Source organism: Allofrancisella frigidaquae (assembly GCF_012222825.1).
In the GTDB taxonomy this organism is placed as follows: domain Bacteria; phylum Pseudomonadota; class Gammaproteobacteria; order Francisellales; family Francisellaceae; genus Francisella; species Francisella frigidaquae.
In genome coordinates this window covers 781,513-800,027 of the sequence record NZ_CP038017.1, presented here as the reverse complement: position 1 = coordinate 800,027, position 18,515 = coordinate 781,513, and the positions used below count along the sequence as shown (strand labels likewise).

Sequence of the window (18,515 nt, the reverse complement as noted above, 5' to 3'; positions counted from 1 at the left end):
ACTGTGTAAATTCACTTACATGAATCTCTGAATTCTATGCTCAAACTCGATAGCGAAATAAGGCATAGCCTCATTCCAATATTTAACAGGCATAGACCATTTTTTAGTCAAATAATCTATAGCCAAGTACAAAGATTTGAAAACAGAGTCATCTTTAGGAAATAGCTTTTTATTCTTAATGACTTTCCTAAACTGGCTATTAAGCGATTCAATCGCATTAGTAGTGTAAATAACTTTACGAATTTTTGGAGGATATTGCAAGAATACAGTTAAATTATCCCAATTATTTATCCATGACTTTGAAATTAAAGGATATTTAGTATCATATTTATTTGCAAAGTTATCAAGCTCAGATTGAGCTATTGCAATGGTATCAGCATCATATATTTTCTTTAACTCTCTAGCTACCTCTTTCTTGTCTTTATATGGCACATACTTAAGACTATTACGAATTTGATGAACGATACAAAGCTGATGCTTTGTCTCAGGGTATATAGCTTGTATAGCATCAGACATGCCTTTTAAATTATCAGTACATGCTATAAATATATCCTGTAAGCCTCTATTCTTTAATTCAGTAAAAACACTAAGCCAATATTTAGCACCTTCATTTTGACTGATCCAAAGACCTAATACATCCTTATGACCAGTTAACGATATGCCAAGAGCCACATACACAGCTTTATTAATAATATGCTTGTCTTCTCTAACTTTAACGACTATACAGTCAAAAAACACTATTGGATAAACTGACTCTAAAGGTCTATTTTGCCATGCTTTAACATCATCAATAATAGCTTCTGTAACATCACTTATAAAGCTTGTACTTATCTTTGTATCATATAACTCAAATAACTGTTGTTGGATATCTGTAGTACTCATACCTTTAGCATACAAAGATATAATTTTTTGGTCTAAGCCGTTTATCTTGGTGACTCTTTTGGGAACTATTTGAGGTTCAAAGTCACTATCTCTATCTCGTGGAACTGATATTTCCAAATTACCTGTGTCTGTAGCTAATGTCTTGTTACTATAGCCATTCCTAGCATTTGATGAATTAGTCCTTTGGTGTTTTGAATAACCAAGATGACTATTCATTTCTGCATCTAGTGCTTTTTCTAATAATCGTTTTGTTAGTTGCTTTAGCAAACCATCTTTCTCAAACATTTGATTAATATCAACACCTGAATCTATTATTTGATCTGCAATAGCTGTGTAAATATCTTCTGACTTCTTATTCTTAGACATTGTTTCTATCCTTAATATTTCGCTAGAAATAATCTAGCAGGTTAATTAAGAATTTACACATTTATTTGGAAAGTCCCGAGAAATAGCGCTAGACCTAGTCGTAGCACCTCGCACAGGGTACATTGAAACAACTTTGCTTAAGCACAATGCTATTAACAACACAATACCTGCTGCTAAAACCCATGCTAAAAAAGCCCAATTTCCAGCATTTTTCACAGTCAACTGAGCACTAAACAGCCAACCTGAGCCAACCATACTAGTTGCACCGATCAAAACAGCGCTCACCAACGACATCTTTTTAGAACTATCATCAATATTCATATCGCTTCCTTATTATTAAGTTTAGATTTACCACCAACTCAATTCTCAAATAAATAAGTATTATAAAATTAAACTTAGCATTATTTTTTTTAGTTTACAATAAATTTTACTCCTCTAAACTCATTAAAGATGCATTACCGCCTGAAGCTGTAGTATCAACACTTACAGTTTTTTCTACCACAAATCTACGTAAATAAAGCGGAGATGCTGTTTCTATAGCAAGCTTAGTGCATCTACCATCTTTGGCAACGCTTTCAGCTACAAAAGGTATAATCGCTCCTCTACGTAGTGCCAAAGCTTGATGAACTTGTTTTACAGCAGATACACTACCAGAGAAAGCTACTAGTGACACTTTACTATTAAATAGCAATGCTGATGTTACTTCTTCTGTATCTGATAAAACTAGTTGTATAACCTTAGAATTTATACCTGCTTTTAACATTAGTTGAACAACCTTATAGGCTGTAAGACTTCCTGTATACGCCGGTTTTGCTACTACAGTATTACCAGCAAGCATAGCAGCAGTAGTCTGACCTATAAACCTTATAAGAGCATCGTCACTTGAGCACATGCTTACAACAACACCGCGTCCTTTTAAGCTTAGCTCATCAATCTCACCAGTAGGTCCTGGTAATCGCTTAGGATGAGCAAGCTCTTTTTTAGCTTGTAAACAATAATATGCTACTTGTTGAATAGTCTTATCTATTTGAATGTGAGCCTCTTCTACTGATATTTTTGATTCAGTTACCAAACTAGCAGCAATCATATAGCGCTCTTTCTCCAATAAACTCAAGAACTTCTCTATAAAATCTGCTCTTACTTCAGCATTTACATTATTCCACTGGTCAGATTCAGAATAAGCAATCTCAATTGCTTTATCTACAACATCTACTGTTGCCTGAAAAACTTTACCAATTGTCGTACCGTTGGTGTCTTTTAAGTCATTAAAGCTATTTTTACGAGGAGCATCTCCATTGACGATACTAGTAATGCTGTGTCTATTTTTTATATACTTGCTAGTTAGCTTTTCATCTGTAGCTATTTTTTCAGGGTTATAAACTTCCTCACTAGCTCCTACACCAGATAATTTTTCATTTGCTAGTCTATGCATATAAAAAGGTCCGCCTGCTTTAGGACCTGTACCTGACTTTCCTTGACCGCCAAATGGTTGCACCCCTACAATAGCGCCAACTATATTTCTATTAACGTAAACATTACCAGCTTTAATATGGTTTTTAACATAGTTCATAACTTCATTTATCCTGCTATGTACGCCTGCTGTTAGACCATACCCTGTAGAGTTAATGTCTTTTATAAGTTGAGAAAGTTGGTTTGCCTTAAATCTAAGGATGTGTAAAACAGGACCAAACTGTTCTCTACCTAAATCTGATAGTTTGTTTATTTCAAAAGCTACTGGCATTACAAATGTGCCTTTTTGAGTATTTTCGTTGGTTGGTAATTGATACACTAACTTAAATTTAGACTTTTTCTCTTCAATATACGCATTAAGACTATCAGCAGCTTCTTTATCTATAACTGGACCAACATCTGTATCTATACACTTAGAATCACCAACTTTAAGCTCTTTCATAGCTCCAACTATCATTTTTATGTAGTTATCAGCTATATCTTCTTGTAAACACAATACACGTAAAGCAGAACATCGCTGGCCAGCGCTATCAAAAGCTGATTTAATAACGTCTGCAGTAACCTGCTCTGGTAAAGAAGATGAATCAACAATCATAGCATTTTGACCACCAGTTTCAGCTATAAAAGGTACTATCTCACTATCTTTATTTGCTAAAGTTTGGTTTATAATGGCTGCTACCTCAGTTGAGCCTGTAAAAATCACTCCTTTACAAATAGAACTTTTAACCAAAGCGCTACCAACTATCTCACCAGCACCTGGTACAAATTGTAAAACTTTTTTAGGTAATCCAGCTTTAAATAAAAGTTTAATAGCCTTATAAGCAATTATAGGTGTTTGTTCAGCAGGTTTTGCCACCACAGTATTACCAGCTGCTAAACAAGCTGCGATTTGCCCTAAGAATATTGCTAATGGAAAATTCCAAGGACTTATACATACCATAGGGCCTCTACCACTAAATTCTATTTGCTTTAGGTTTTCTGACAAAGCTGGTAACTTAATTGGCCCATTAAACTCTTCTCTAGCTTGGGCTGCATAATAACGGCAAAAATCAACGGCTTCCCTAACTTCATCTATAGCATTACTTAGCGTTTTTCCAGCTTCAATCATAGCTATAGCTATAAACTCATTGACGTGCTTTTCTAATAAATAAGCGAATTTTTCTAAAATGTCAGCTCTTTGGGAAGCTGGTGTATCGTTCCACTGTTCAAAAACTTCATTAGCATTTTTAAGTGCCTTTTTAGCAATTTTTGCGTCAGCGTTTATCACGTATCCTATAACTTCATTAGTGTTCGGATTTATAACATCCTCATAATTATCATCTAACTCTTTTATACCTGATACTATTGGTTTAGCTTTATAAGAGTTTTTAGAGGTATATTTTTCAATTTCTTTATATATGTTATCTAACACCGCAAAATCATTAATATTATAACCTTTTGAATTAAGTCTAGGAGCTACAATATCTTTTGGATATGGGATATTTGGATGCTGCCCACAGCCATGATTTATGGCTTTTTTAACTGGATCCTCTATCAACCCTTCTATAGGCAAATTTTCATCTACAATCCTATTTACAAAGGAGCTATTCGCACCATTTTCAAGTAGTCTTCTTACTAAATAAGCTAACAAATGCTTATGCCCACCAACTGGTGCATATATTCTACAAGGAATATCTTGATACTCTACGTGACCAACAATATTGTCATATAAAGCGTCGCCCATTCCATGTAAACACTGAAACTCATAATCTTTATTGCCGTTAGACAACTCTAAAACTATAGCTACAGTTTGAGCGTTGTGTGTCGCAAATTGCGGATAAATATACTTATGGTTTTCAAAAAGCTGTTTAACACATGCTTGATAAGAGACATCTGTATGATATTTACGTGTAAATACTGGATAACCTTCTAAACTTTGCTCTTGTGCATGTTTAATCTCAGCATCCCAATATGCTCCTTTTACAAGTCTAACCATAAACCTTCTATTAGTTTTTTTAGCCAAATTGGACAAATAATCTAATACATATGGAGCTCGTTTTTGATAAGCTTGCACTACAATACCGATACCATTAAACCCATCCAGTGCGGGTTCATGAGCTAGTCTTTCAACCAGCTCTAATGATATTTGTAACCGTTCTGTTTCTTCTGCATCAATATTCATACCTATATTGTATTCTTTAGCTAGTTCTGTAAGTTTAAGTAACTTTGGATAAAGTTCGGTATGAACTCTCTCATGCTTCGCTACTTCATAACGTGGATGCAAGGCAGATAATTTTACTGAAATCCCAGGATTTTTCTTAATTTCTTCATGTTTAGCATATTTTGCTAATTGATCAATAGCATATAAATACTGCTGATAGTAATATTGAGCATCTTCCATAGTCATAGCAGCTTCACCAAGCATATCAAATGAGTAGGTATAACCTTTTTCAACCTTAATTTGAGAAATTTTTAAAGCTTCCTCTATTGTTTCCCCAAGAACATACTGTTTGCCAACTATCTTCATAGCCTGCTTCATAGCTTGACGAATTACAGGCTCACTAGTTCTTTTAACAAAATTTTGAAACACCCTACGAAAAGATTTTTTAGTATCTTTTAAAATTTTACCTGTAAGTATCAAACTCCAAGTTGCTGCATTAACAAATAGATGCTTTTCGATACCAACATGCTCTTTCCAAGCAACACTTGTAAGTTTATCTTTGATTAACAAATCTATAGTATAAGTATCTGGAACCCTTAGTAATGCTTCAGCTAAACACATAAGTACTATACCTTCTTCTGAAGATAAATCATACTCAATCATAAAAGCATCTATACCAGATTTCTTAAGCCTATCTTTTCTAACTTTTGATACTAAATTGTACGCTAACTCTCGAACTCTAGCTTGCTGGACACTCGATATCTCAGCTTTTTTAACCAGATCCGTTACAGCTTGTTTTTCATCTATCAACCAATAGTTAGATATACTCATTATTTCTCTAGAAACAGGGTAGTTACCTGTGTGACTTAATAATTTATTCATATAAAAACAGTCCTCTATTTTAAATTTTGCTCATTAAACTTCTTTTTCTCTTGGATTATCTTATTAACTAGCTTCTGAAATTTTTCTGGAGGTTTGACACCTTTAAATAACCAGTCAAACATATCACAATCTTCGTTAGTTAAAAACTCAACAAACAATTTTTTACTTGCCACACCCTCGTTCATATAGCAATTATCTAAGTATGGTGCCAGCATAATATCTAGCTCTAACATACCTCGACGTGCAGAATATTTTATTTTACTTATAGAGCTAAATATTTGGTCATTGTTTTTTATTAGCATTTTACAAAAAATGGTTGATATATAGTAGATTTGGTTAAGTTTATACTATAGAATCTTCGCTACCAAGAGCAGTAGTCAAAATTATTTTAAAATTGCTCTTTTAATTATGGTAATATTTTTGTATCATTTTTAACAAATTTTAATAATTTTCAAGTTATTAACATCTTTTCTAATATATTTTCATAAAATAATAAGGATTAAAATCTAATGGCAATTAGTCAAAGTGCAATCAAAATACTTGAGCAAATCGATGAACTAGATTTATTTAGTAATATCTCTGATGAATGGTCGACTCTATTAAATGAGCCTGATAATGAAATAAAAATCAAAAAGCTTTACTCTGCTTTAGTTAAAGAGAGTGTTCGTCGTGAAACAGCTGAAAGATTAGCTAAAGATGCAAAATCATATTGCGATCTTATCCAAGAGCAATCAAAACAAAGAATATCAGACCTAAAAGAAAGTTTAGAAAGTCAAATCACCTTCTTAACGCAACAAATAAAATCTCTAAAAGAAGAGTCTACTAAAAATTTAGATTACTACAGAAATGAACTTAGAAAAGCTACTAAAAATTTAGCAGAGAATAAAAGCTAATTTAAAAACATTCCTAATTCTTTTTGAGGTTTAACTATTATTTCTAAATCTCCTGCTTGATTAAGTAAAATAAACTTAAGTTGTCCATTACTGTTTTTTTTATCAACCAGCATAGCATCTAGATACTCGTTTTTGTTTATATTTTTAGGAAATTCTATAGATATACCAAAACTGCTTATAAAACCTTTAGCTGCTTTAGCTTTTTGACAATCAATCATACCTAGATAATGTGAGAAATCTATAGCTTGTGCCATACCAACGCCAACTGCTTCACCATGTTTTAAGCCTTGATAATTTTGACATTTTTCTATTGCATGACCAAAAGTATGACCAAAGTTTAGTATCGCTCTAGCTCCAGTTAATTCTTTTTCATCCTCAGCAACTACTTGAGCTTTTATTTGGCAACTCTTCTTTAGCATTTCTATAAGAGTCACCGTATCTTTTTGTAGTATTTTTTGTCTATTAGTTTCTAACCAACTATAAAACTCTCTAGAAATAAAACCATATTTTACAACCTCAGCCATCCCTGAAATATATTCGCGTTCAGGTAAAGTTTTATAAAACTCTATCGAGGTATAAACTACTTTAGGTTGATAGAAAGCTCCTATCATGTTTTTACCCAATGGATGATTTATCGCAGTTTTACCTCCTACGGATGAATCAACTTGAGATAGTAAAGTAGTTGGAATTTGTAAAAAATCTACTCCTCTTTGATATATAGCTGCTGCAAAGCCTGTGATATCTCCTACCACACCTCCTCCTAATGCTATAAGAACTGTAGATGCTCGAGTAAATTTATACGTCAGTAGCGAACTTAAAATTTTATCTAAACTTTGCTGAGATTTATACTGCTCTCCATCCTCTAAAATACAAATTTTAATTTCTGTTGCTATAGTTTTTATGTCATCTAATAAAGCATCAAGATATAATTTCTGGAGCGTGGTATTCGTAACTACCAGAACCTGTTTATTAGTTATAAAAGAATGAATATTAGAAAAATCTAGAGAAGAGTCTATTAGTATATTGTAGCTATCACTAGATGTAGGATTTATTTGTAATTTATCGCTCACAATATTGATTCTTCTACCAAAAATGTAGATATTTTATTAACTATATTTTTAACTGTTGCGCCATTTGTTTCAACTACAACGTCAGCTATACTTCTATATAACGGCTCTCTTTCTTCCATAAGCTTTTCTAAAACTGGCTTTTTATCATCTACCCTTAAAAGAGGTCTTTTAGTATCTTTAGCTGTTCTTTCTAACTGTTGCTCTATAGTTGCTTCAAGGTAAACCACCTTTCCACGAGATGATAATAATGATCTAGTATCAGGGTCTAATATAGCTCCGCCCCCGGTAGCTAAAACAATATTTTGCTTTTCCGATAAAATTTCTGCTATAACGTCTCTTTCACGATTACGAAAACCATCCTCACCTTCTAGATCAAATATCCAGTTGATATCTACTCCACACTTTCTTTCTATAGTTTCATCAGAATCAATAAACTCTAATTTTAATTCTTTTGCTAATTGTTTACCTATAGTAGATTTACCAGCACCGACTGGACCTATTAAGAATATATTTTTTGTTCTTATCATTTTTGACTCAAAATTATAAGTTAATTATACACTGTGATAGTTAGTACTAATCACCCCTTTAAATAATAAATTATAGGTAAATAAGATACCTAAAGCTTTTGTTTTTTTCAACCATTATCTTTACTATTAGCTTTATTATTAGCTTTATTATTATCTTTCTATTTTTGTTTCTAATATTTTTGGTGTTATAAAGATCAGAAGTTCTTTATCCTCATTCATTATCCTCGTGTAGCTAAATAAATACCCAAGATACGGAATATCCCCCAAAAGAGGTATTTTAGTACGAGTTTCTTCTTGCTTAGTTTCATAAATCCCCCCTATAACTATAGTTTGTCCATCTTTAGTCATGACCTTTGTGGTTATCTCCCTTGTAGCAATACTAGGCGGTAATGGAGTATCTCCTGAAGATCCTCCTGAATTAGGGATTACCGAGTTTTTTGTCACTAGAATTTCTAAAATAAGGTTGCCATCTGGTGCTATTTGTGGAGTTACTTGTAACTCTAAGACAGCCTCCTGAAATGCAATAGAAGCAGCACCTGAAGCTGTTGATTGATTATATGGCACCTGCTCACCTTGCTTAATAAATGCTGTTTCATTATTGGCAACTATCAAATGAGGAGAAGCCACTTGATTTAATAAAGCTTCAGTCTCTAATGCTTGAATCTCTATATTTAGTTTCATACCGCCAAAAATAGTGTATGCAAGTTCAGCAGTTGCTCCTAAAGCATTCTCTGGCATTTTGAAAGTATCTAAACCTATATTAACCACCTTACCAGTAGCATCAGTAAGACCATAGTTAAATCCAAGTTCTAATGATGTATTCCTATTAACTTCCACTATCCTTGACTCAATTAAAACCTGGTCGTTTGGAATATCTATCTCGTTAACAACTTTCTTAATCTGAGGAATTTTCTCTTCAGTATCAGTTACTATCAAAGTATTAGTACGTACGTCAGAGGTAATACTACCACGTGGTGACATAATACCACCATTTTGTTTAGCCATAGATGTTACAACTGTCTGAGCAGCTTGAGCTGTAGTATAGTTTAAAGGTATAAACTCAGTTACTAAAGTAGCATTATTCTCTAACGATCGTTTAGTTTGTAATTCAAGCTGCTCTTGAGCTGCTATCTCTGAAGCAGTAGCAACGTACAAGATGCTATCCATCTTTTTAGTAGCCAAACCTTTACTAACTAAAACTATGTTCATCACTTCGTTCCAAGGCACACTTTTTAAATCAATAGAGATATTTCCTCTTACACTACTACTTACTACAAGGTTTAAACCAGCAAATTCAGATAATACTTGAAGAACAGTTTGCACTGGAGCATCTTGAAATGAAAGTGATATAGACTCATTTATGTTAAAATTCTCAATTCTACTTTTACGTCTATCTATTTTAAAAGTAAAGTTATTACCTTCTTTAAAATCAGTAAGAGCTATTCTATCAAGCGAGTGAATTATAAAAACTACATCATTATTTTCATTACGTATCTTTATGATATCAACTATGGTATTAAAAACTCTTGTATCAATATTACTAACCCACTTATCAGAAATAGAAGTATTTTTAAAAGTTACTGTAAGAGTATACCCATCTCTAGAAAGCTCAGTTTTATAATCAGAGAAATTTCCCACATTCTCCTCAAAATCGACATTAAAAACTGCGCCTCCATTTAAACTTCTATGAAACTCAAGGTCTTTAATGTGGTGTCTAGTTAATGTTTGTTTACTTTCTTCTCTACCAACAATTTTTACATCATCTTCACTAGCTTTCACTGCTGCAGTTACTGTATCCTTTTTAGCAATATCAGTATCAGCAAATGCCGTACTAAATCCTACAACACTTACTAGTGTAATTAATAACGTCAGTAGCTTCTTTTTACCCAAAAACATCCTCTAACCTTAATTAAATTAATGTATAACTATTTGTGTTTTTTTCCAAACTCTATTTTGCATATCTTGATACCATTGGCTTATTAAAACACCTTCTTTTGTAATATCCTCAACCTCTCCGTAATCCGGACCTATTAGCTCACCTTTTTTGATGTATATAGGTTTTGCAGGTTCTCTAGTATTTTCAACCACACCCCATATGTTTTTATCTTGATAAACCATACCTTTAAAAGAAAAGGTATTTATAGGGTAAGTTTGTAGTTTTGTTTTTTTAGCGTTCATTACCTTCTCTAATTCTGGAGGCATGATTATAGGTTTTGGTCTAGCAACTTTTGATTCTTGTTGTGGTAAGGGTTCTCTTTTTTCAAAAGGAAGATAATGATTCATACTAAATATATTACGTATTTTAGATAACCTTTCGAAAGTTAAAATATCACCCTTATATTCAGGAACTTTAAGTTTCTCTGTGCTTTTAGTAGTTTGTATTTTATTTATTATCAAATTATCAATTTCTTTTGTTTTAGCGGCATAGTTAGCAAAAGCTATACCATACCCTTCCCCGATAAAAACTAAAATAAGCAAAAACCTTAACACGTAGATTTTAAAGTTAAAACACATGTGGTCTAAGCCCCCACTCCTTGACGAGAGTAAGTTTGTAGATTTAACTCTACAACTAGATTTTCATCAGCCTCTCTTTTAATAGCCATATTAGTGATTATAGCTATATCTTTCATATCAATCAAAGCTATAAACAACTTTATTAATTCTGGAAAACTACAACTTAATTTTGCCCTAAAGTTTATAGCGTATAAATCTAAATATTTATTTTTCTCTACTCCAGCTGGTGATAAATCAATAATTGTGACACCTGAACTACTTATAGCTTCATTCAAAGATGATAAAAATATAGGTACAGAATGACTTTCTGGTATACTAAACTTTGTTTCACGGTTGCTTTGCTCTAAGATCTCAACCTGTTCTTTTAATTTTTCTAAATCTTTTTGTTTCTTTATTAATAAAGGAATTTGTTCCTTCATATAATTTATATGATTTTCAACAGAAGCATTATTTGTAAGCACTGGACTAACAAAAATACCATAGAAAATTAATGAAAATAACACTAATAAAACTAGCATTGCTACTAGTCTAAACTTTAAAGGAGCATAAATAGCTTTGTTGATATATCTATTAGATAGGAGAGATTGTAACTTATCTATCATTTTACATAATCTCCTCTAAACGCATTCTCTTCACCAAATTTGAATTGTAAAGAGAAACTTCTTTGACCATTTTTTTCAGGACCAAGGCTTTTTAACTCAACTTTTTTTATTTTGAATTCAACCTCTAAGTTTTTCATAAACACAGAAAGTAGCTTCAGGTCTTTAGTCTCACCATTAAGCACGATCTCATCCTCAGACGCAATATAAGTTATACCTGAAACATCAAGCTTGTCTGTTATAGCTCTAGATATTTTTTCTATACCAAGTAGCATATAAAACTGACTTGCTTTAATATTTGCCAGGTTATCAACCACATCAATCAATTTATCACGTTGCTTTTTAATCTCTTGGTACTGTAAAGAATTTTTATTAAGCTCTGTAATTTTAGTTTGAATATACTGCTCAAGTCTCATGTCTTCTCTACTTGACCAAGATAAGATGATAGATAAACTAAACATCGCAAAAAAAGCAACTAAAGCGGTAAATCCTATATCAATAGCGATATACGTTAGCTGCATTTTTTTATGACGATCTTGAATAAAATTTAATGGTTTCATCACAATGCCTCCATCATAGCTATTGCTACAGGCATTACATATCGATAAGGAGCTTTAATATCTACCTTGTAGTTTTGCTTTTGAATATTTACAAATGGATCTAAAATACGACAATCTTTTGTTGAAAGTTCTTTTATTAACGCAAAAATCTCTTCAAAATTTGCTTTAATCCCATAAATATATATAGCATTATCTTGAGATGAAAAATCAGAAAAATCTAAAGACATGAAATCTATAAATCTTAATAATAATTGAATAGCCTCATCGACATAAGTAGCATCTGTAATCTTAGTGTCAAATATTTTCACAGCTTCATAATTTCTAAGTTCACCACTAGGAGAAAAACTGTATATACATAATTTATCAGTGTATAGACCAAATAAAATACTATTAGTAGCATGTTGTGAAATTTCCGACAAAAACAGTTTCTGCACAAAGTTGCTAATAACGATATTATCAAGAGCGCATACAGAAACAGTTTTCTTAGATTTTTTAGCAATGTTATATAAACGCCCTGTAATCTTAGTATCTGCAATGTAATAAATAGTTATTATTCCTTTTTCCTCTAATTCATCATAAAAATCAAAAGCGATATCTGAGTAACTTTCTGGAAATTTCTTTTTTAAGAAATGTTCTTTTAGGTAAAATTCAACACCTTCTTTTATAATTATTTCAGAGTTTTTTTTATCACATACTATTTCTTCTTTTGATATATCTATGTCTTTATAGGTAACAAAACCCAATCTAGTAAAAAAACCAAGTTTATTTTCTAAAATAATATTGCTAATTACATTTCCTATGTAATCACAAATGAGTTCCCCCTCGAAATACGCTTGCTCAGAAAATATATCACTACTGCAACAAACTAACGAATACTCTTGGTTTTTTTTATCAAGCTTAACCGCTGCTAAGGAATTAAAGTCATACTCTATACCCAAAACAGTTTTTTGCGCTTTTTTTCTTTTTTTTTCAAGTAACAGTGATAGCATCTAAAATAGGCCTATTTTTTCCTTAACAAATTACCTAGCAGATTACATAATACATTAATTCTAGATATATTATTGTAATTATTTTATAATTAAAACCAAATTATGTAAACTATACTTTTAAAAGGTTATAAATAAATGCAAATAATTCTCTTAGGAGCTCCAGGAGCCGGTAAAGGTACTCAAGCAAAAATTATTGAGCAAAAGTATAATATCGCACACATTTCAACCGGTGATATGATTAGAGAAACTATAAAGTCAGGTAGTGAAATTGGTAATCAATTAAAAAAAATTTTAGACTCTGGACAGTTAGTATCCGATGAATTTATTATTAAGATAGTTAAGGATAGAATTTCAAAAAAAGATTGTGAAAATGGTTTTTTACTTGATGGTGTACCCAGAACTATTATACAAGCTGAACAATTAGATAAACTAGGTGTCAACATCGATTTTATAATCGAAATAGATGTTGACGATAAGTTACTAGTAGAAAGAATAACAGGTCGTAGAATTCATCCTGCTTCCGGTAGAGCTTATCATGTAAAATTTAACCCTTCCAAAGTTGAAGGTAAAGACGATGTAACAGGTGAAGACTTAATTATCCGTTCTGATGATAATGAAACAACAGTCAAAGAAAGACTTTCTGTATATCGTGAGCAAACATCCAAATTAGTAGAATTTTATAAAAACTTTAAGTCAAATAACACAAAAACACCGGAGTATATAAAAATCAACGGTGATCAACTAGTTGAGAAAGTATCTCAAGATATTTTTAATGCATTAGGTTGGATTAGTTCATAACTTCTCATATATCTAAACTGATACATTCCAAAATTAACTCAACGAAAGAAATATATTCCATATTAGAGTGGTAGCTAAGACCAATCTGGCAGCTACGATTGAAGCTTACGCCTATATCGCAACCTTTTATTTGGTCTGCTAATGAACTTAAGCTATTTGCATTTAACTCTGGGGTAGTAAAACCCTTATCGCCAGCAAAACCACAACAGTAAATTCTTTCTGGCAGTATAACTTCATTACAGCACAGCTTTAAAAGGTTGGTGTATTTTTCATCGAGATTTTGTTTTCTGGTTGAACAATCAATATGAAGAGCTATCTTATTAAACTTTTTGGTAAGTTTTGTAGTATTAATATTTTCTATAATAAAGCTATTTATATCAGTTAAAGCTATATTTTGTTGTTTTGCAAAACTAGCACAAGAGCTATTATCAATCACAACATAATCATATTGGTTCAAGTTTTGGCTACTAAGTAATTCTTGGGATTTATGTTGCTGAGCATAATTAGCTTTTGAATTATACATCTGACCACAACATATATCCTGAAGATCTTCTGGATAATGGACATCAAAACCTAGCTTTTCTAAGACTAATTGATTAGGATATTTAGAATATTTTTTATTACTAGCAAATATTTTATTAGGACATGATGGTATTAGTAATACCCTATTGTCATTATTGGTTACTGAGTTCTTAAAATGTACATCTTGAACTTTAGGCATAGTTTCTAAATATACCGGTATAGATTTAAAGTGATTATGTAAAATCTTAGTTACCTTTTGCAAATTTGTCTTTCCAATAATATTTCCAGCTAGGTTGGCTAATTTAACTTTTCGCTTAGCTTTATTAATTTCTTGAGAGTGATTAACTAACTTATTTACCAGCTTTTTCTGTTTTAAAATAAAAGCTCCTGTATCTATGTCAACGGGGCATCTAGTTTTACATAAACTTGTAGTTGCACATGTTTTTACACCATAATATTCAAAATCTTTTTGCCACTTTTGTTTATCACCATCTGGTAAAGTAGGTATTTTTCGTATAACAGCATTGCGTTGACGAGGAGTAAGGCTTAAATTACGTGATGGGCATACTGGTTCGCAAAACCCACATTCCATACACTTATCTATTTCACTTCCAATTACACTAAGCTTTTTGAGGTTTTGAATATGTAAGTTTTTATTATGTGTTAACTTAACGTCAGGATTTAAAATGTTTTTAGGATCAAATAACTTTTTTATTTGCCACATGATATTCCAACATTTTTCTCCCCATTCTACTATTGCAAAAGGCGAAATATTTCTTCCACTGCCATGCTCAGCTTTTAGTGAACCATTAAAACCTTTGGTTACTATATCTGCTAACTCATGCATAAATTTGTCATATACCAATACTTCTTCATTATTATGAAAATCTGGTGTTATAACAAAATGTATGTTTCCTGCTAACACATGCCCAAAAATAGCAGCATTAATATAACCATACTTGTCAAAAAGCTTCCTCATCTTAGTTATTAGACTTGGCAAATCTAAAATATTTACAGCTATATCTTCTATAATAACGCTAGAACCTGATGGTCTTAGCCCAGCTATGGTAGGTACTATCCCATTGCGTATTTTCCATAGAGTTTGTGCTTTAGCTTCATCTTGGATAAACCCAACTTGATGAATTATATTTGTTTTTTCTATGTAACTATTTATAAGTTCAAGCTTATCATCTAAATCTTTTTGGTTTGACTCTGCAAGCTCAATCATAATACCAGCTATTTGAGAATCTTCTAAAGAGATTAAAAAAGGCTTTAGCTCAGCATTATTAGCGACAGATTTGAGAGATGCATTATCTAACAATTCAACTGAAGATAAATTAAAAGCTTCAATTTGAGTTGTAAGTTTAACTAAGTCATCTAATTTACCATATATTAAATTTAAAGCTTTATACTTATAGTCTGGTACCGTATTTAAAGTTACATTACTAACAAATCCAAGCGTACCTTCTGAACCTACTATTAATCTCTCTACTATTTTAACAGGGTCTTTAAAATCCAAAAACGCATTTAAGCTATAGCCGCTCGTGTTTTTAATTGAAAATTTCTTTTTTATGAAGTTTGTTAACTCATCATCTTGTAATATTTGAGTTTGAATCTCTGAAATTGTATTTAAAAAGCTTTTTTTAGTTTGCTTAAAATTTTCTATACTTTCACAATCTGAAGTGTCTAAAATGCTACCATCATTAAAAACGACTCGCATGGAATCTAGTGTTGCATACGAATTCTTAGCTGTACCACAACACATGCCACTTGAGTTATTAGCTATAATACCACCAATTTTAGCTGTATTTATAGAGCCTGGATCTGGTCCTATTTTGCGATTATAAATTTTCAAGTATTTATTAGCTTCACTTCCGATAATGCCTGGCTGTAATTTTACCTTTTTTCCATCATTATAGATTTTATATTCTAACCACGAATCTGAAGCTAAGATTACTAAAACTTGATCTGTAACAGCCTGGCCAGATAAACTAGTACCTGCTGTTCTAAAAGTTAATTTTATATCATACTCATTTGCTAATTTAAGGATTTTTTGAACTTCTTGTTCCAGCTTAACCACTAAAACTAGCTTTGGAACCATTCTATAAAGACTAGCATCAGTTGAGTAAGCGTACCTTAATAATTCATTTTCAACAATCTGTTGTTTACTTAGTAATTCTAACAATTCTAACTTAAATTTTTCTAACACAACAAATCCATATACCACAAATCATATAAAAGTCTACTATATTATATAGTTTCATTTTATTACATCAAAATGATTTTACTTTTGATTATATTCCAAAAGTTGTTTATGATGTTGTAATAATTAAAACTACATTGATATTATTAATATATGACTTTACTTGAAAAAATTTCTCGAACTGGCTATTGGAGTGATTTTTATATATATCCTATTACTACTGTCTTTTTTTTAGTATTAAGCTTTAGATACTTCAAGGGTAATTTATTGTGGATACTTGCTTTTGTTTTGTTGGGAATTTTTATTTGGACTTTTATAGAATACATAGTTCATAGATTCTTATTTCATCATTTTTCATTCCTCAAGGAATTACATGCTGTACATCATCAAAATCCTATAGATTTAGTAGGTAACCCAACGTATATTTCGTTACCAATCTACACTATTACACTGTTTTTACCTTTATATTTAGTATTTGGTTTAGGTATAGCAAGTGCAATTTATAGCGGGGCTTTACTAGGAGCTTTGTTTTACTTCTTCATACATCATAGTGCCCACCATATAAAAGCAAAAAAAGGCTCTATTCTATTTCTATACAAAAAACATCATGCTTTACATCATCATTATGAAAATACAAATTTTGCCGTAACCTTTCCATTATGGGATAGGATATTTAAAACAAAAAAATGATTCCTTTGTATCACAAATTTTCTAAAATAATTTTCTTAGCAAACAACCTAATATGATTTTTATCTTTAAAATTACTTTTATGTAGCCACATTTTAAGTGTCCTATTTGAACCCTCTTGGAAAATATAAAGATAAATCCAACCATTTATAATTATATATTTTCTTATTCTCCAAAAGTCACTTTCTTGATTATCTATAATTACTTTAAAGTACTTCCCATTTTCTTTAGGTAAAACAATTGCCTCTAGGACTGGTAAACTAAATAAACACTCATAAAAAATAGATAATATTATCAAAGCAAAACCAATATACAATAAATAGCTATTTCTAAAGTAAACTCCTATTACAAAGCTACTAAGCACAACTGTTAAAATATAAAATAATTTTCGGTATTTACGTGATTTATCTAAGTAAATAACTTTTTGCATAGAGAAAATTTATATCAAATCGTATCCTAATGATTTTAACGCCCTATCATCATCAGACCAACCACTTTTAACTTTAACCCATATTTTTAAGTTGGCCTGCATACCTATCAGATGCTCAATATCTTTACGCGCATCAATACCTATTTTTTTAAGTTTAGAGCCTTTTGCACCAATAACTATACCTTTTTGGCTGTCTCTTTCAACGAGGATACTCGCATAAATATCTGCGATATTTTTTTGTTCATCAATTTTATAGCTATCAATCTCTACAGCTATTTGGTATGACACCTCACTACCTATAGTACGCATAATTTTTTCACGAATTATTTCTGAAACTAAAAACTTAATACTTCTATCTGTAATTTGGTCATCACCATAAAAGAAGTATTCAGATTCAGGAAGTAGCTTTTCTATTCTTGACTCAAGCTCATTAATATTATGCCCTTGCTTAGCTGAGACATAAATAACATCATAAAAAGTAAATTTGTTTTTAATAGACTCAATAAACACACTAGCTTCAAGTGATTTTTTTTTATCAACTTTGTTTACCACTAAAAATATTGGGATTTCTGAATTTTTAATTTTAGCTACTATATTATCCTCTAATTCTGTCCACTTACCCATCTCAACTATAAATAAAATCACATCAACATCTTTTATCATTGTTGTTGCTGCTTTATTCATAAATTTATTTATTGCTTTAGGCTCTTTAATATGGATACCTGGGGTATCCACATAAACGAATTGAGTATCCTCAACTGTCTTTACTCCTATAATTTGGTGTCTTGTAGTTTGAGGTTTACGAGATGTTATACTAACTTTATACTTAAGAATATTATTTAACAGTGTTGACTTACCAACGTTTGGTCGACCTATTATAGAAATATAACCACATTTTTTCATAGTTTAAGTTTTAGATTGTAAGAGTATAATAATATTAAGATTGTAACACACTAGTTAACTCTCTCTGAAAAAGTTTTTTA

At 31.4% G+C, this 18,515-nt stretch carries 16 protein-coding genes and 1 pseudogene; 3 read left to right on the top strand and 14 right to left on the bottom strand.

All coding sequences use genetic code 11. The annotated features are described in order from the left end of the window. Positions 1-15: 15 nt before the first annotated feature. The 4 genes and pseudogenes from E3E15_RS03715 to E3E15_RS03700 all read right to left on the bottom strand — a co-directional run bounded on the left by E3E15_RS03715 (position 16) and on the right by E3E15_RS03700 (position 6,042). Positions 16-1,248: an IS256 family transposase gene (locus E3E15_RS03715; protein WP_172106156.1), complete on the bottom strand. Its 1,233-nt coding sequence runs from the start codon at positions 1,246-1,248 to the stop codon at positions 16-18. Positions 1,249-1,320: 72 nt separating this feature from the next. Continuing rightward, a pseudogene (locus tag E3E15_RS03710) lies at positions 1,321-1,503 on the bottom strand (APC family permease); the annotation flags it as partial. A 172-nt stretch (positions 1,504-1,675) separates the two neighbouring features. After that, positions 1,676-5,740: a bifunctional proline dehydrogenase/L-glutamate gamma-semialdehyde dehydrogenase PutA gene (putA, locus tag E3E15_RS03705; protein WP_172106626.1), complete on the bottom strand. Its 4,065-nt coding sequence runs from the start codon at positions 5,738-5,740 to the stop codon at positions 1,676-1,678. Between the two features lie 14 nt (positions 5,741-5,754). Beyond that, positions 5,755-6,042 carry an FAD assembly factor SdhE gene (locus E3E15_RS03700; protein ID WP_172106625.1) on the bottom strand — a complete coding sequence of 96 codons (288 nt, stop codon included), beginning with the start codon at positions 6,040-6,042 and terminating at the stop codon, positions 5,755-5,757. A 207-nt stretch (positions 6,043-6,249) separates the two neighbouring features. On the opposite strand from E3E15_RS03700, the gene E3E15_RS03695 reads away from it, so the two are divergent. Beyond that, positions 6,250-6,633: a kinesin gene (locus tag E3E15_RS03695; protein ID WP_172106624.1), complete on the top strand. Its 384-nt coding sequence runs from the start codon at positions 6,250-6,252 to the stop codon at positions 6,631-6,633. On the opposite strand, the gene aroB is transcribed toward E3E15_RS03695, so the two are convergent. The 7 genes from aroB to E3E15_RS03660 all read right to left on the bottom strand — a co-directional run bounded on the left by aroB (position 6,630) and on the right by E3E15_RS03660 (position 12,892). Then, on the bottom strand, positions 6,630-7,703 hold the full coding sequence (gene aroB, locus E3E15_RS03690) for a 3-dehydroquinate synthase (protein WP_172106623.1): 1,074 nt from the start codon (positions 7,701-7,703) through the stop codon (positions 6,630-6,632). The two genes, E3E15_RS03695 and aroB, sit on opposite strands and share 4 nt — an antisense overlap. Beyond that, a complete protein-coding gene (gene aroK, locus E3E15_RS03685; protein ID WP_035719018.1) occupies positions 7,700-8,230 on the bottom strand; it encodes a shikimate kinase AroK in 531 nt (176 codons plus the stop codon). Before aroK ends, aroB begins: the two co-directional genes overlap by 4 nt. A gap of 150 nt (positions 8,231-8,380) precedes the next feature. Next, positions 8,381-10,126 (bottom strand): type IV pilus secretin PilQ, encoded by a 1,746-nt coding sequence (locus tag E3E15_RS03680; RefSeq protein ID WP_035719016.1) that lies wholly within the window; start codon positions 10,124-10,126, stop codon positions 8,381-8,383. An 18-nt stretch (positions 10,127-10,144) separates the two neighbouring features. Then, positions 10,145-10,744: a pilus assembly protein PilP gene (locus tag E3E15_RS03675; protein WP_035719015.1), complete on the bottom strand. Its 600-nt coding sequence runs from the start codon at positions 10,742-10,744 to the stop codon at positions 10,145-10,147. A gap of 5 nt (positions 10,745-10,749) precedes the next feature. Continuing rightward, positions 10,750-11,346 (bottom strand): type 4a pilus biogenesis protein PilO, encoded by a 597-nt coding sequence (gene pilO / locus E3E15_RS03670; protein WP_172106622.1) that lies wholly within the window; start codon positions 11,344-11,346, stop codon positions 10,750-10,752. Next, positions 11,343-11,903, bottom strand: a complete 561-nt coding sequence (locus E3E15_RS03665; RefSeq protein WP_172106621.1) for a type IV pili associated protein — start codon at positions 11,901-11,903, stop codon at positions 11,343-11,345. The genes pilO and E3E15_RS03665 overlap by 4 nt, the downstream gene beginning before the upstream one ends. Then, positions 11,903-12,892 carry a hypothetical protein gene (locus E3E15_RS03660; protein ID WP_035719010.1) on the bottom strand — a complete coding sequence of 330 codons (990 nt, stop codon included), beginning with the start codon at positions 12,890-12,892 and terminating at the stop codon, positions 11,903-11,905. Before E3E15_RS03660 ends, E3E15_RS03665 begins: the two co-directional genes overlap by 1 nt. 135 nt (positions 12,893-13,027) lie before the next feature. On the opposite strand from E3E15_RS03660, the gene adk reads away from it, so the two are divergent. After that, the gene (adk, locus tag E3E15_RS03655; RefSeq protein WP_172106620.1) at positions 13,028-13,690 is read left to right on the top strand and encodes an adenylate kinase; all 663 of its coding nucleotides are present in this window, start codon (positions 13,028-13,030) and stop codon (positions 13,688-13,690) included. A gap of 4 nt (positions 13,691-13,694) precedes the next feature. Here adk and E3E15_RS03650 read toward each other — a convergent pair whose 3' ends face one another. Further along, positions 13,695-16,421, bottom strand: a complete 2,727-nt coding sequence (locus tag E3E15_RS03650; RefSeq protein ID WP_209451686.1) for an FAD-binding and (Fe-S)-binding domain-containing protein — start codon at positions 16,419-16,421, stop codon at positions 13,695-13,697. 147 nt (positions 16,422-16,568) lie between these two features. On the opposite strand from E3E15_RS03650, the gene E3E15_RS03645 reads away from it, so the two are divergent. Beyond that, positions 16,569-17,105, top strand: coding sequence for a sterol desaturase family protein (locus tag E3E15_RS03645; protein WP_172106619.1), 537 nt, complete (start codon positions 16,569-16,571; stop codon positions 17,103-17,105). Between the two features lie 10 nt (positions 17,106-17,115). Here the strand turns inward: E3E15_RS03645 and E3E15_RS03640 are convergent, their stop codons facing one another. Further along, the gene (locus E3E15_RS03640; protein ID WP_172106618.1) at positions 17,116-17,532 is read right to left on the bottom strand and encodes a hypothetical protein; all 417 of its coding nucleotides are present in this window, start codon (positions 17,530-17,532) and stop codon (positions 17,116-17,118) included. A 9-nt stretch (positions 17,533-17,541) separates the two neighbouring features. Further along, the gene (gene era / locus E3E15_RS03635) at positions 17,542-18,435 is read right to left on the bottom strand and encodes a GTPase Era (RefSeq protein ID WP_172106617.1); all 894 of its coding nucleotides are present in this window, start codon (positions 18,433-18,435) and stop codon (positions 17,542-17,544) included. Between the last annotated feature and the right edge of the window lie 80 nt (positions 18,436-18,515).